Annotated in this window: 17 protein-coding genes; 4 read left to right on the forward strand and 13 right to left on the reverse strand. The window is 63.3% G+C overall.

Annotation, left to right across the window (positions count from 1 at the left end; all coding sequences use genetic code 11):
- Nucleotides 1–8 precede the first annotated feature (8 nt).
- From D8W71_RS17590 to D8W71_RS17640, 11 genes are all read right to left on the reverse strand, one after another.
- Nucleotides 9–698: a MerR family transcriptional regulator gene (locus tag D8W71_RS17590; RefSeq protein ID WP_442972058.1), complete on the reverse strand. Its 690-nt coding sequence runs from the start codon at nucleotides 696–698 to the stop codon at nucleotides 9–11.
- Between the two features lie 270 nt (nucleotides 699–968).
- Nucleotides 969–1,442: a bifunctional nuclease family protein gene (locus D8W71_RS17595; RefSeq protein WP_121119465.1), complete on the reverse strand. Its 474-nt coding sequence runs from the start codon at nucleotides 1,440–1,442 to the stop codon at nucleotides 969–971.
- A gap of 120 nt (nucleotides 1,443–1,562) precedes the next feature.
- A complete protein-coding gene (gene ftsR, locus D8W71_RS17600; RefSeq protein WP_121115163.1) occupies nucleotides 1,563–2,300 on the reverse strand; it encodes a transcriptional regulator FtsR in 738 nt (245 codons plus the stop codon).
- Entirely contained in the window at nucleotides 2,297–2,794 is a 498-nt protein-coding gene (odhI, locus tag D8W71_RS17605) for an oxoglutarate dehydrogenase inhibitor Odhl (protein ID WP_121115165.1), read from the reverse strand. The genes ftsR and odhI overlap by 4 nt, the downstream gene beginning before the upstream one ends.
- A gap of 199 nt (nucleotides 2,795–2,993) precedes the next feature.
- Nucleotides 2,994–3,416 (reverse strand): glycine cleavage system protein GcvH, encoded by a 423-nt coding sequence (gcvH, locus tag D8W71_RS17610; RefSeq protein ID WP_201265115.1) that lies wholly within the window; start codon nucleotides 3,414–3,416, stop codon nucleotides 2,994–2,996.
- A gap of 29 nt (nucleotides 3,417–3,445) precedes the next feature.
- Nucleotides 3,446–4,180, reverse strand: a complete 735-nt coding sequence (locus tag D8W71_RS17615; RefSeq protein ID WP_121115167.1) for a DUF881 domain-containing protein — start codon at nucleotides 4,178–4,180, stop codon at nucleotides 3,446–3,448.
- 8 nt (nucleotides 4,181–4,188) lie between these two features.
- Nucleotides 4,189–4,524 (reverse strand): small basic family protein, encoded by a 336-nt coding sequence (locus tag D8W71_RS17620; protein WP_236078057.1) that lies wholly within the window; start codon nucleotides 4,522–4,524, stop codon nucleotides 4,189–4,191.
- A gap of 86 nt (nucleotides 4,525–4,610) precedes the next feature.
- Nucleotides 4,611–5,450 (reverse strand): DUF881 domain-containing protein, encoded by an 840-nt coding sequence (locus tag D8W71_RS17625; RefSeq protein WP_236077488.1) that lies wholly within the window; start codon nucleotides 5,448–5,450, stop codon nucleotides 4,611–4,613.
- On the reverse strand, nucleotides 5,443–6,003 hold the full coding sequence (locus D8W71_RS17630) for a CDP-alcohol phosphatidyltransferase family protein (RefSeq protein ID WP_121119471.1): 561 nt from the start codon (nucleotides 6,001–6,003) through the stop codon (nucleotides 5,443–5,445). Before D8W71_RS17630 ends, D8W71_RS17625 begins: the two co-directional genes overlap by 8 nt.
- Before the next feature lie 229 nt (nucleotides 6,004–6,232).
- Nucleotides 6,233–6,853: an NUDIX hydrolase gene (locus D8W71_RS17635; RefSeq protein ID WP_121115169.1), complete on the reverse strand. Its 621-nt coding sequence runs from the start codon at nucleotides 6,851–6,853 to the stop codon at nucleotides 6,233–6,235.
- A gap of 28 nt (nucleotides 6,854–6,881) precedes the next feature.
- On the reverse strand, nucleotides 6,882–7,289 hold the full coding sequence (locus D8W71_RS17640; RefSeq protein ID WP_121115171.1) for a nitroreductase family deazaflavin-dependent oxidoreductase: 408 nt from the start codon (nucleotides 7,287–7,289) through the stop codon (nucleotides 6,882–6,884).
- Nucleotides 7,290–7,660: 371 nt separating this feature from the next.
- On the opposite strand from D8W71_RS17640, the gene D8W71_RS17645 reads away from it, so the two are divergent.
- Nucleotides 7,661–8,800 (forward strand): M4 family metallopeptidase, encoded by a 1,140-nt coding sequence (locus tag D8W71_RS17645; RefSeq protein ID WP_236077489.1) that lies wholly within the window; start codon nucleotides 7,661–7,663, stop codon nucleotides 8,798–8,800.
- An 80-nt stretch (nucleotides 8,801–8,880) separates the two neighbouring features.
- Nucleotides 8,881–9,177: a protealysin inhibitor emfourin gene (locus D8W71_RS17650; protein WP_121115175.1), complete on the forward strand. Its 297-nt coding sequence runs from the start codon at nucleotides 8,881–8,883 to the stop codon at nucleotides 9,175–9,177.
- Between the two features lie 7 nt (nucleotides 9,178–9,184).
- Here D8W71_RS17650 and D8W71_RS17655 read toward each other — a convergent pair whose 3' ends face one another.
- A complete protein-coding gene (locus D8W71_RS17655) occupies nucleotides 9,185–11,377 on the reverse strand; it encodes a heavy metal translocating P-type ATPase (RefSeq protein WP_121119475.1) in 2,193 nt (730 codons plus the stop codon).
- 65 nt (nucleotides 11,378–11,442) lie between these two features.
- Nucleotides 11,443–11,727, reverse strand: a complete 285-nt coding sequence (locus tag D8W71_RS17660) for a DUF1490 family protein (RefSeq protein WP_121115177.1) — start codon at nucleotides 11,725–11,727, stop codon at nucleotides 11,443–11,445.
- A 191-nt stretch (nucleotides 11,728–11,918) separates the two neighbouring features.
- On the opposite strand from D8W71_RS17660, the gene D8W71_RS17665 reads away from it, so the two are divergent.
- Both D8W71_RS17665 and D8W71_RS17670 read left to right on the forward strand, forming a co-directional pair.
- Nucleotides 11,919–12,671 (forward strand): PIG-L family deacetylase, encoded by a 753-nt coding sequence (locus D8W71_RS17665; RefSeq protein WP_121115179.1) that lies wholly within the window; start codon nucleotides 11,919–11,921, stop codon nucleotides 12,669–12,671.
- An 89-nt stretch (nucleotides 12,672–12,760) separates the two neighbouring features.
- Nucleotides 12,761–13,606 carry a GGDEF domain-containing protein gene (locus D8W71_RS17670; RefSeq protein ID WP_121115181.1) on the forward strand — a complete coding sequence of 282 codons (846 nt, stop codon included), beginning with the start codon at nucleotides 12,761–12,763 and terminating at the stop codon, nucleotides 13,604–13,606.
- Nucleotides 13,607–13,658: the final 52 nt, after the last annotated feature.

The following is a 13,658-nucleotide window of genomic DNA, read 5'->3' on the forward strand; positions in this document are numbered from 1 at the left end:
ATTCGATCCTAGCCGGTCTTGCGGCTGGCGCGACTCTTGCGCCTCGACGCCAGCTCGTCCTCGGGCGAGGACTCCGCCTCACCGCCGTCGGCGCGCTCGGCGGGGAAGTCCGCGATGAGCCCGGTCAGTTCACGCATCGCACCGTTCACAGCGATGCCGAACACTCCCTGACCACCCTGGAGCAGGTCGACGACCTCTTCGGCCGAGGTGCACTCGTACACGGTCGTGCCGTCGGAAAACAGCGTGATGTTGGCGAGGTCGCCCACCCCGCGCTCGCGTAGATGGTCGACGGCGACGCGAATGTTCTGGAGTGAAATTCCCGTGTCGAGGAGGCGCTTCACGATCTTGAGTACAAGCATGTCCTTGAACGAGTACAGGCGTTGACTTCCCGAGCCTGCGGCGCCGCGAATCGACGGTACGACGAGGCCGGTTCGAGCCCAGTAGTCGAGCTGCCGATACGTGATTCCAGCAATCTGGCACGCACTGGGCACGCGATAGCCGACGAGTTCGTCCGGGACGGAGTCGTCGGGAAACAGCCCGGGTTGAAAGTCACCGATCGGCGTAGCCGGACGTTTCGGCTCCGCGCTGCTGGTCGTGACGTCAGCGGACGATGTGTGCTCGTCTCCGCCCGTGAGATCACTCGCCTCCGGTGCAGCGGTCGCTGAACTCTGGTGGCGCTCCTGCGGCTGATCTCCCACTGACTGCTCCCTCATCGGATGTCTCGTTCACTGCGCTCGGACGAATGATTTCGCCCCCGCCGGGACGAATCCCGCCGTTGTGCCGCATGAAGCTCCACTCCGCGTACCAGGAAAAGACTACGCCCCGACGCGGTTCGGCGACATACGATCACCGAACGTGTGCCTCACAAACGGAACGCTATGGGTACGCGGTTTGGAGGTCAACGCAACGCGCCGTAAACCTGAACCTAAAGTTGAGGTTGAGACTCTTCCGTTACCGAAACCGATGGTTCAGCCATCCGTTGCCTTGAAATCGTCCGGCGATACCGACTCGAGAAACTCCTTGAACTTCTCGACCTCGTCCTCGCGCTCATCGGGCATGAGCAGGCCCGCTTCGGCCAACACCGGCTCCTCGGCGATGATCGGCACGCCTGCGCGCAGAGCGATGGCGACCGAATCCGACGGCCGCGCGGACACCCTGATGTCCTTGTCGAAAACCAAGTCTGCGTAGAAGGTGCCTTCTTGGAGATCCACGATGCGCACCTCCTTGAGTCGGTGCCCCAGCGCACTGATCAATTCCTTGATCAGGTCGTGAGTCAGTGGACGCGCTGGCTGCACTCCCTGTTGCTCGAGTGCGATGGCTGCCGCCTCGGTTTGCCCTATCCAGATCGGAAGGTATCTTTCGCCGTCCGTTTCGCGTAGCAACAGCACCGGTTGGTTCTGTGGCTGCTCGACGCGAATGCCGACTACACGCATTTCACCCATGGTGACTGCCTCCCACATGCGTTGAGAATCGGGCCGCAGGTCCGAGTTGACTCGACTGTCGACAATTCTATTGGAATGGGCGTGCTCGGTGGAATTGCCGTGCGGCGACTCCACATACGATCACCGGTCCAGCGCGCCGCGCACTGCCGCTTTCACCAGGCAGGTGTGCAGTGTCAGAGACAGAGCGGCAAGTTCGCGAATCATTTCCTCTGCGCGATCGCGTGCACCGGCGTCACGCCCCTTGGCCACCGGTCCCGCGATCTGAGCGACGAGTCCTGCCTCACGGTCCGCGGCCAACTTGAACGCGCGTAGATGCCGGACTTCGAGGCCGAACTGCGACATCGCGTGCGCAGTCCTCGCCAATACGACAGATCCTTCGTCGTAGAACCCCGCCTGCCCCGGAACGATCAAACCGGCCCGGAGTAGTTCCGTCATGAACGAATCATCGATACCAGCGCGGTCGACGAGATCGGACCGGCTTATTCGAACCTCACGGTCGGCCAGGAACTCCTCCGGGGACACCTCTCCAGGTGCGACCGACAACGTTCGCGGCTTGCGTGGGGTCGGATCGGCGCTCTCGACGCGAGCGACGCCGCTGTCGATTGCTTCCAGCTGTTCTTTGATCACCTTCAACGGAAGGTACTGATCTCGCTGAGCAGTAAGGACGTAACGGAGCCGTTCGCAGTCGGAGACCGAGAAACGCCGGTAGCCCGACGGAGTCCGCTCCGGCGAGATCAGACCCTCGGCTTCGAGAAATCGGATCTTGGAGATCGTGACGTCGGGAAAGTCGGGCCGAAGCCGATCCAGGACGGAGCCTATCGACATCCCCCCGGGAGACTGCTGCCCGACGGCGGTCACTGGCTGCCTGCACCCGCAGACGACTCGCCGACCTGCGAGCCTGCGCCGCCGCGTGGGCCGGTCAGGAAAACGAGCCGGAACTTACCGATCTGCACCTCGTCACCGTTGGCGAGCACAGCCGAATCGACGGGCTCACGGTTGACGTAGGTGCCGTTGAGGCTTCCGACGTCGACTACCTGGAACTGATCTTCTTCTTGGCGGAACTCTGCGTGACGACGACTCACTGTCACGTCGTCGAGAAAAATATCGCTGTCCGGGTGACGGCCCGCCGAGGTGGTCGGCTGATCGAGAAGGAATCGAGATCCCGCGTTGGGACCCCGCTTCACCACGAGAAGCGCCGACCCGACGGGCAAGCCTTCCACGCCCGACACCGGAGCCTCGGAGGACTGACTCGTCGCCGAGTTGTCCAGCTCCTGGAGGAAGTCCGCGCGAAATACCGAAGTGGTTTCCGCAGGCGACTCTCCGTAGATGCCGTCGTTGTCGTTCTCGCTCACCGTTTCTCCTTCTCAGTCCGATCGCCCGGGCTTGATACCACCCGTGTTACGCGGTGTTCGACTTGCACGTTCTCATTGTTCATGCGGACCATGCGCCACATCGCAGATGTGAACGCCTACGGCGGTAACTGTCTCATCAACGACCGTACCTTGCGCACGGACGCGCGTGTAGACGGTTCCCCGCTGTGCGTGGGTGAAGTTACCCGGCCGTAATTCCAGCATATCCGGCGGCGTCGAGCATCTGCCCCAACGACTCGTCCAACGACTCCGACGACGAGACCTCCAACTCGACGAGCCACCCGTCCGAGTACGGACCCGAGTTCACCTTTTCGGGCGAGGCATCGAGTTCCACGTTGACTGCAATGACTTTCGCAGTCAACGGCGCGAACACGTCGGAGACGCTTTTAGTTGATTCGACCTCACCCAGGGACGACCCTGCGGTCACTTCGTCACCCACCGCCGGAAGCTGCACGAACACGACGTCACCCAGCTGCCCCTGTGCGAAATCGGTGATGCCGATACGGACGGTGGTCGGCCCGAGTCGCTGCACCCATTCATGCTCGGGCGTGTACAGCAGGTCGCCCGAGGGCTCGATGTCGCTCAATTCGACTGTCCTCTCCATGGTGGCAGCTCTTCCGCGCGCGGGCAGAGCTAGTTTCCGGGCTGAGAGTATTGAGGGGAGGATTGATCTCGCAAGGTGGACACCTCGACCTGCGCCGACTCGGACACTTCGCACAGTCCGCCGAAGCGCGCGACTGTGTCGATCACGCCTCCTGGTATGTCGAGTGCCGCAGCGAGTGTCGGCGGGTCGCCGATCGCGGTGAAGACGAACGGAGCATCCAATTCGACGCCGTCGACGATCACTGATCCAGCCGAGCCTGCAATCCACGACTCGACACCGATCCGCACCGACGCCCCGCCGTCAGCCGAGACTTCGATCGCTTCGGCGCCGGCTGCTCGCAATTCCGCAAGGGTGTCGAGTAGAACCTCGGATCCGACACCAGTTCGCGGATCGCTCACGGTCACCACCACTCCTGGTCCTGTCGCGGCGACCGTGCCTACCTGAATGGCCAACGACTCGACTCGCCTCCGCGCTTCGACGAGAACACCGTCCGACCCACCGTCGGTTCGTGCCAGTGACTCGAGGGTGTCCTCCAACTCCGCAATCTCGTCGCGCAACGAGGCCTCCCTCCGCCCGACATTGTCGAGAACGACCAGAAGGTCTGCCGGCCGAGCCGCATCGAGTGCGTCACCACTGTCGCCACCACGAACCTGAACGACTGTCCCGAACCCGAGCAACGCCATCAGGATCACGGTGGAGACGCCGAAAACAACAGTCCTCGGGCGTGGTCCACCGCGGACTCGGTGCCTGGCAGCGTTGGACATGGCCGGCCTCACGCTCCGAACAAGCGACGTCTGAGGGCCGCCGCATTGCCGAAGATCCTGATACCCAGTACCACCACGATGGCGGTCGAAAGTTGTGTGCCCACGCCGAGTTGATCGCCCAACCAGACGATCAGGGCCGCGACGAGGACATTGAAGACGAAGGACACTACAAAGACCTTGGAATCGAATATGTCGTCGAGGAAGGCGCGGAGACCGCCGAACACGGCATCGAGAGCCGCAACCACTGCTATCGGCAAGTAAGGTGCGACACTGACGGGCACCTCGGGTCCCGAAACCGAACCGAAAACGGTCCCCGCAGCCAGTGCGATTGCCGCGAGAAGCACGAGCCCTCTGCCTCGACGTGCGGGCGGCTTCGATGCGGCGTGGATTTCGATGTCGCCATCGGAATTGCGATCTTGACCGTCTCCCGTCACGGTGCGCCCTTCCCTGCCGCAGTTCGAACCGACCGGACAGCCGACGGCTGCATCTCGATCGTGTCCTCGGCTGTGACGTCGAAACCGATGCCGTAGAGCTGCTCGAGGCCGCTCATGCGTAGGTACGCGTCACTGACCGAGAATTGCGCTTGCATACGGTTCGACGGTCCGATTGCGGAGACGGAGTAGGGCGAGAACACAGGTCGATTGTCGACCAACATCGCTCCGCCGGCCTGGCGGATCGTCACCCCAGGTCCGATCCGCACGTCGTCGACGGACACCGCCTCGGCGCCGCTCACCCACAACGAATTGACGACGACTTGCATGTCTCGGTCCAGCACCGCGGCATTGGCCGATCCACGCGTTCTGTCCGTCACATCGGACAAGTCCGGGAGTGTCGGTGGCTCGGAGACCGTGACCACGATGCCGGGTCCGCGCACGCTCCGCGCTCCCGCGGCGAGTTCCAGTCGATTCAGGTCGGCCAACAGTGACGCTCCCCCTGCATCGTTCTGTAGGGCACCCGCTCTCGCGGTCTGGATCTCGTCGATCAACAGTGCTCGGTCGGAGTCCAACTCTGCTGCTCTGCTCTCGGCGTCGCGAACTCGCGAGAGGGTGTCACTACGTAACTGCTCGTCCGACGACCGATCTGCCTGCGAGAACGCGACGCCGAAGACGCATCCGACGAGCATTGCTCCCACGACGAGCACGGCCGCTTCGCGCCTACCGGGTTCCCTCGGATCGCTCGCTGCTGCTGCCTCATACCCTGGATCCAGATGATCGGTCATCAGCGCCCGCAGCAACGATGGAACTGGATTTCGGACGACCGGCTCACCCATCGGCGCGACCCACCGCATCCTGCCTGGGAACATGACGGGCGACGAGAACGGCCTTGTACGAGTACAAAGCGCCGGTCCACACGTAGAGTGCGGTTCCCCAGATCAGAAGGGCATATCCGAGTGGCGATGCAACGGCTGCGACACTGGATGTTCCGGTCGACGCCAAGAGAACCGGGAGCGCAATCATGATGACGAACGTCGCCGCTTTTCCTAGATATATCACTTCGGGGGGCGGGAGACCGCGTCTGCGGTAGACGAGCATCGTCCCTGCCAGCAGAACATCCCGTGCGACAAGCACGACTGCCACCCACCAGGGGATGATCCCGCGAACGACGAACGCCGCCAGAGTCGACAGCACCGACAAGCGGTCGACGAGAGGGTCCAGCAGAGCGCCCAGTCTCGACGTCTGGCCCAGCACCCGTGCGAGCTTGCCGTCCAGCCAATCGGTCGCGCCGCTCGCCAGAAGCACGGCGAGGGCCAAACCATCGGCTCTCGGGCCCAGCAGTAGATACAGAAAGAGCGGGATCAACAGCAGCCGAACGACGCTGAGCATGTTGGGCACGGTGAGAATTCGGTCGCTGACCGTGTCCGATGGTGCAGGGTCCGACAGTGCAGGGTCCGACGCTGCTGGATTCAATACAGCAGAGTGGCTCGGAACATTCTCGCGGGGGGCTTTGTCGCGGGAGGCCTTGCGGTTCGGTGCGTCACCGGCATCGTGGTCGATCATGGTTGGCACCTCGATTCGCTCGTGAGCACTGATTCGACGCCGGCAATCGGTGCGCTCAACGCCACGCGAATACCGGCTGTTCGAAGTGTGCCACGCGCGTATGACGTCCGTGGAGTACCACTTCGCGAAACTGATGCACGATCGCTCCGGTGGGAGCGTGGACCAGTGAATCCCGAAACGGCCACTGTACGACCGGGCGCGGCGACTCCGCGATGGCCACGAACCGTGCATCGGTATCGAGCTCGGCCGCCGCCACCTCGAACACGATGTCGACCTCGCCGACACTCGGTGCGACCATATCGAGCCGGTCTCCAACCCAGACGACGAACGGCGTGATGGTGTAACCCGAACGTGTCGGGTAATCGTCGAGGCGGCCGATGATCTCGGATTCGACGACGCGAAGCCCTAGCTCTTCGCGGAGCTCTCGTACGCAGGCCTCCTCGGCGCTCTCTCCCGGATCGATGCGTCCGCCGGGGAGAGCGAACTGGCCAGGATGCGCACGCATTCGATCCAACCGCTTGGTCAACAGCATTCGTCGGTCGAACTCTCGCCCACCTATTGCAATCGCAACTGCCGCGGCACTGGTGTTGCCGACTTCGCATCGACGCGGACGGAATTGCTGGAGTGCAGCCGCGATCTCCGCGCGCTCGAGCCGCAGGTCGGGGTCGGCTGTCATGGGTACGAGTGTATGAAGGGCGATTGCTTCACGACGACGCCGAGAGGACGACGACAGGGATGATGCGCGTCGTCTTCCTTTCGTAGTCGGCGAAGCCCGCGTACAGATCCGCCTGCTTTCGATACAGTGCATCGCGCGCGTCTCCGGTGACTTCCTCGGCGGCAACAGAGATCGTGTCGTCACCGACCTCGATGGTTGCGCCGGGGTTCGCTTTGAGGTTGTGGTACCACGCCGGGTTCGTGTCCGACCCGGCCTTCGATGCGAAGATCACATAGTTGTCCCCGTCGGGAAGGTACATCAGTGGGCTGATGCGCTGCTTGCCCGATTTTGCTCCGGTCGTGTGCAACAGCAGCAAGGGTGCGCCCTCGAACGGTCCACCCACCTTGCCGTGGTTGGCACGGAACTCCGCGATGACCTGCTCGTTGAAATCCGCCACCGGATACTCCTGACGTCGCCGTGTCACTCTCGGATGATCACCCTACCGCCGGCGCGTCGGTGTCGGAGCCGACAAGCGTGTCGACTCTTGTCCGTCCGTCACGCCTGCGTTGACTCGAGCGGTGACTGTTGCGTGATCTCGGTCGACGGGTCATGGTGCCGACGGGTCGGTCGCTGCCGCACTGCACGAAGCTCGCTGGAACACGTGTTCACGAAAGTGCTGGCGGCCGAGCTGTTTCCGGTGTCTCGACCCGTACGTGATCAGTCTTCCGCTCCGATGTCGGCAGAATATTCGTTGCGGATCCTTGTCGAGCCCACATTGTCGGCGCGGTCGTCTAGTCTCCTATCGACGTCGACCGGAAGGTGTTGTTCGTGCCCATTAGTAACAGCTCACACTCGAAGCTCGGCCGGCATGTGATCCGTCCGGTGGTACCCCCGTTCCTGTTGGAACGAATAGCCGATCACGCCGTCACAGACGCTGGCCAGGGGGTCGCGGTCGCGCACGCGTCCTCGAGCGCTGCGCGCACGTTGGCCATCGACCGCGAACTCGTCCGTGGCCGAGTCGATGCGCCCAAAACAAGCGCTCGTGGTGCGCGGCCGGCAACAGAAAAGTCCGTCCGCTCGATCTACGATGCCGAGAATGCACCTGTTCTGCCCGGAAAGCTCGTGCGCGCGGAGGGACAATCTGCGACGGGTGACGAGTCGGTCGACGAGGCGTACGACGGGCTCGGAGTGACGTTCGAGTTCTTCCGTGACGTGTACGGCCGCAACAGTCTCGACGGAAACGGACTTCCGCTCGAGGCGACGGTGCACTACGACCGTGATTACGACAATGCGTTCTGGGACGGCGACCGCATGGTATTCGGTGACGGTGACGGCGAGGTGTTCGGTAGGTTCACCGCATCGCTCAGTGTGATCGCCCACGAGCTGGCACACGGCTTCACCCAATACGCTTCCGGTTTGGAGTATTCGGGTCAGTCCGGAGCCTTGAACGAATCGATCTCCGACGTGTTCGGCGTTCTCGTGGAACAGTTCTCGCTTGGAGTCCACGCCCAGGACGCGACGTGGCTCGTCGGCTCGGGCTTGTTCCTTCCGGCTGTCGAAGGGCTGGCTCTGCGGTCGATGGTCAAGCCGGGAACGGCGTACGACGACGACGTACTCGGGCGAGATCCACAGCCCGCCGATATGGACGGTTACGTCGATACCTCGGCGGACAACGGTGGGGTACACATCAATTCCGGTATCCCGAACCGCGCGTTCGCATCCGCCGCAATCGCACTCGGCGGACCGGCGTGGGACCGAGCAGGTCAGGTGTGGTTCGACGTAGCGACCGACCCGTCGTTGCCGTCCACGGTCGATTTCGAAGGTTTTGCGTTGGCGACCGTCGCCGCCGCTGCGCGCCGGTACGGCGCTGAGTCCGATGTTCGTCGTGCGGTCGCCGCAGGCTGGTCTACCGTTGGAGTTGTGGTGGACGATCCCAAGAGTTCGGACTCGGCCACACAACGGGTATGACTGCGCGAAAGGCTGTGGCTGCGCAGCGGCAGTGACCATGAGGGTGTGAGCCCCACTTTCACGAGACGCGAGGACGCGAGATGTTCATCGAGGTGGTCAGAGTGGGCGGAGTGGCGGGTGCCACGAAACGCGCCCAGGTCGACACGGACGCGATCGACGACGAGGACTCGGTTCGGCAGTGGCAGGAACTCGTCGACCAGGCCAGGCCACTTCTACTGTCCCATCGGGATGTCCCGCCGACTCCGGCTCGGGAGCGCGACACATTCGTGTGGACGGTGTCCGTCGACGACACGACATGTCAATTCGGTGATTCGTCGATCACGGGAGCACTGCGGGACCTCGCGCAACGCACGTTGCGCGAGGGCCGTAGACCCTGAGACGCGTCTATCGAGAGGTGTCGTTCAACCGGTAAGTGATCAGTCGTGAGCTGTTGGCCACCACCGCGATCGACGATGCGTTGTGCAAGATCGCTGCAAGAACAGGTGACAGCCCTCCCGCCGCGCTGACCAGCAGTCCGATGGCGTTGACGGCGATGGACATTCCGTAGTTCTGTCGAATGACGTCCACGGCATGACCACCCAGGTCCCGTACATCGAGCAGCCTGCGCAGGTCGTCGCTCGCCAGCGCCACGTCTGCCGTCTCCACCGCGACGTCCGTTCCGGCCAGACCCATGGCGATACCGATATCGGCGGCCGCTAGTGCTGGAGCGTCGTTCGTACCGTCGCCGACCATGGCCACGATGTGGCCCCGCTGCTGCAGGTCCTGAACCACGGCCAGCTTGTCCTCCGGCATGACTTCCGCACGCCATTCCGTGATCCCGAGCTCTGCAGCCACCGCTGCGGCGGTGTCGCGGTGATCGCCGGTCAGCATGACGATCCTGCTTACACCATCGGCGCGCAGGCGTGCCAGTACATCGAGGGCTTCCGGCCTGACCTCGTCACGAAGACTGATCAGGCCGACCAGATCGCCGTCGACTGCAAGCAGCAGCGGCGTCTCGGCCTGCTGCTGTAGTCGCTGAACCCAGCCGGCTGCTTCGTCCGAGACAGCGACGTCCTCGCTCCGGAGTAACGACGGGCTCCCCAACAGAAGGGTTCTGCCATCTGCCCACGTTCTCATCCCGAGACCGACGAGCACTTCGCATTCCTCGTGTGGAGGAATCTCGATGTGACGCTCCTCGGTCGAACGAATGACTGCTTCGGCCAACGGATGTCGAGAATGGATCTCGGAGCTTGCGGCGTACGCCAGAACTTGCTCGGGCAACCAGTCCTCGGCGAACGCGACTACGTTCGTCACCACGGGTCGTCCGACGGTCAACGTTCCGGTTTTGTCGAATACGACGGCATCGACGCGGCCGGCCAGTTCGAGGTGCGAACCGCCCTTGATGAGAATGCCGCGCCGCGCGCCGTTGCCGATCGCGGCGCTGATCGCAGTGGGGGTCGACAGCCCCACCGCGCATGGGCATGCGACAAGCAGCATCGTCATCGCTCGTCGAACATCCCGCGTGACTATCAGAGTGAGTGCAGACAGCACGAACGAAGTCGGTACGAAGCGTCGGGAGAAGTTCTCACCCACGGTCTGAATCGGAGCTCGATCCTCCTGAGCTTCTTCGACCCGAGACACGATGCGCCCGATGGTGGTGTCGTTTCCGACTGCGCTGGCGCGCACTACGATTCGTCCACGTACGACTACCGATCCCGCATGTATGTGCGACCCAGCGGACACCGCGACGGGAAGCGTCTCGCCGGTCACCGCCGACTGATCGACGATCGACTCGCCTTCGACCACTGTGCCGTCGACCGGCGAGGCGACGTGATCGTGAACCACCACGTGGTCTCCGACCGCGAGAGACTCGGTGTCGACGGATATCTCGCTGCCGTCGTGCAGCCGAATCCACGCAGTGTCCTGGGTACCGTTCAGAAGGTCGGCGATCGCGCGCCTGGTTCGTCGAAGTGTCAGTTCTTGCAGGTATTCCCCGATGTTGAGTAGCCACAGGACCGTGAGCGCCACAACGTTCTCGCGCAACACGAGGCTGGCCACCGTGGCGGCGGAGACCAATGCATCCGTGCCCGCACCCTTGTTGCCCGCTATCGAGCGCAGGGCGCCCTTGAGGAAGGGATACCCGGTGAACACGGTGGCACCGGTAGCAACCAGGCGACTGGTGGGACCGAGAACGGGCGGACGGCCTGCGCCGTAACGCCGCAGACCGAGCAGGACCAGCGCGGCACCGCCGACCGCCATGCGAAGCACTTCTGTGCTGGCGATGTCCGCGGAGCGGGGTGTTCGGACGGGGACCATAGCCCACTCGACCTCCCGGCCGCCCGCAATTGCAGCGACGACCGAAGCTCGATCGACACGCGAAGGTGACACCCAGACCACGACCGATGCGGTACGTGGGTAAGCGTGGACCGCTCGGACGCCATAGACCTTGTCGACGGCATCCTCGATCGCGACTGCACGACCGGGACTCGATCGGAGCCACGGAACGTCGAACCGGATTCGACCTGCTGCATCGGACAAGACGGTAATCCCGGTATCGGCGGGGCCGATCAAGGCGGGGCCCAGTGGTTCCGGGCCCAGCGAGTCGGGGCCTAGTGGTTCCACGCCCGGCGCGTCGGAGGAGGACGGAAGTATCGTCGACACGCTCAGTGATTGTGGCCGTGGCCGGTTTCACCTACGGCCGGCGGAGGAACTTCCTCCCCGATCCGTTCCTTGGCTTCTGCGACGACATCCGACACCTTCAGGCGCGCCGACTCCGCGCCTTCTTCAGCCTTGCGGACCCCGCGTAGACCCCACGCAGTCGTGACAACCGCGGCCTCGCGCAACGGTGCCTTGTCGAGCAATGTCCGCGCGCCGTTGTAGGCAGCGACTCCGACCGCACCGGTGACGACAGTCGACACGGCCTTGACGAGTAGAACCTGAAATGCCATTCGTCCACTATATGGCCGATCGCGCTGGAATCTCGAACCGACGTAGGTACCCGATTCGAGGTGCACACGTGCGCATACGGACACGCGTCTGCGTTGTACCGACTCCAATCCTGACGGCCTCGATTTGTGATCGGTCGGCCATCGCCGTAGATCTGGGCACTCGCCGTGTGCTTTGTCGCTAACGTGCGACCATGTCGTCCATTCCGAGTGTCCTCTGCGTCCACGCTCACCCTGACGACGAGGCGCTGTTCACCGGCGGAATCCTCGCGCGCAGCGCAGAGCTCGGCGCGCGAACGGCCGTCGTCACCTGCACCTGGCGCGAGGGTGATGAACGAGTCGACGAGCTGAAACGGTCCTTGGCGATACTCGGAGCAGGCGAGCCACGCCTGCTCGGTTACACCGACAACGCATTCGACGGCGGAGTTCTATTCAGTACGTCTCCGTTCGACGAGGCCGTCGGCAAGCTCGTCGGCCACATCCGCGACTTTCGACCGGACACCGTGGTCACGTACGACGCCTTCGGAAGCTACGGACACCCCGACCACATACACGCCCACCGAATAACGCTTGCGGCCTTCGAAGCGGCCGGGTACGCACAACTGTTTCCCGAGGCCGGCGAGCCATGGAAACCGAGCCATCTGTGTCTCGCAACGTTCCCACGCAGCGCAATCGAATCCACCTGGGACACTCTGTTCGGATCACCGCCGCCCCCGCCCGGCCCCGGTGTACCCGGCATCCCGGACGCCGAGGTGAACCTGGCCGTCGACGTCAGCTCGTGGTACGAGCCGAAGTGGGCGGCATTCTCCGAACACCGAACCGAAATCGAACGCGGTGGCGGCGCGTCCCAGTTCGCCTCTCTGTCCGAGGTGGACCGCAGGGCTGCAATCGGTACCGAATGGTTCGTCCATCGAGGCACCGACGGGGACCCGTTCCTTCCTCGATGAACCTTTAGTGCCGAAAAGAGCCGGCCAGCGTCACGACATGCTTGAGTAGACTCGACCAGCGTACAAGGGAGAAAGCGAGTCGCTGCGTCGTGGAAGACCGCCAGTACAGACGTATGTTCGAGGCCAGCCCGGTAGCGCAGGCCCTCTCCGACGAACACGGTTTGCTCGTGGAGGTCAACAACGCGTATTGCCAATTGGTCGGTCTTACACGAGAACAGCTCATCGGTCGCTCCGCGACCGTGCACACCCACAGTTCCGACCTGGAGCTCCATTCGAGTGTCGAGGACCTCATGTCGGCAGGTGCGTCGGCCGATCGCTCCGTGGACATCGAAGCTAGATTTGTACGTCCGGACGGCGAAATTCGACCCGTTCTTCTCACTCTCGTCCCTTTCACCGGTCCGTCCGACGCCGAGTGGACGCTTGCATCCGTCGTCGACATCACGGACCGAAAGGCCGTGGAGGACAGTATCCTGCTCGCCTCGCGCACTGATCCTTTGACTGGGGCACTCAACAGACGCGGCTGGTTGAACTACGCTGTCTCGGTCAATTTCGACGATGCCCGAGACGCCGTGGTCGCCGTTCTGGACCTTGATCATTTCAAGCAGTTCAACGAACGGCGCGGGCACGCTGCGGGTGACGCGGTTCTACGGGAATTCGCGGACATTGCTCGCCGCTGCATTGGTGAGGATGGCCTCCTTACGCGTTGGGGCGGCGAGGAATTCGTCGTTACGTTCCGAAACAGCGACCGCGCCCGTGCGTCGAAGGCATTGGAAACCCTCGCCGCGTCGACGCCTGCTCACCTGACCTTCTCGGCGGGGTACACGGTGCTGAGATCGGGCGAGGGGCTTCGTCACGCGCTCGACCGCGCGGATCTTCTGATGTTTCAGGCCAAACGCGAGGGCCGGAACCGGATGGTGACCGATCCACCCCAATGAGCCAGACGCGTAGCCTTGATCGACAACGACCTTCGTCACCGAATTCGACCGA

This window comes from Rhodococcus sp. P1Y, from assembly GCF_003641205.1.
GTDB lineage: Bacteria > Actinomycetota > Actinomycetes > Mycobacteriales > Mycobacteriaceae > Rhodococcoides.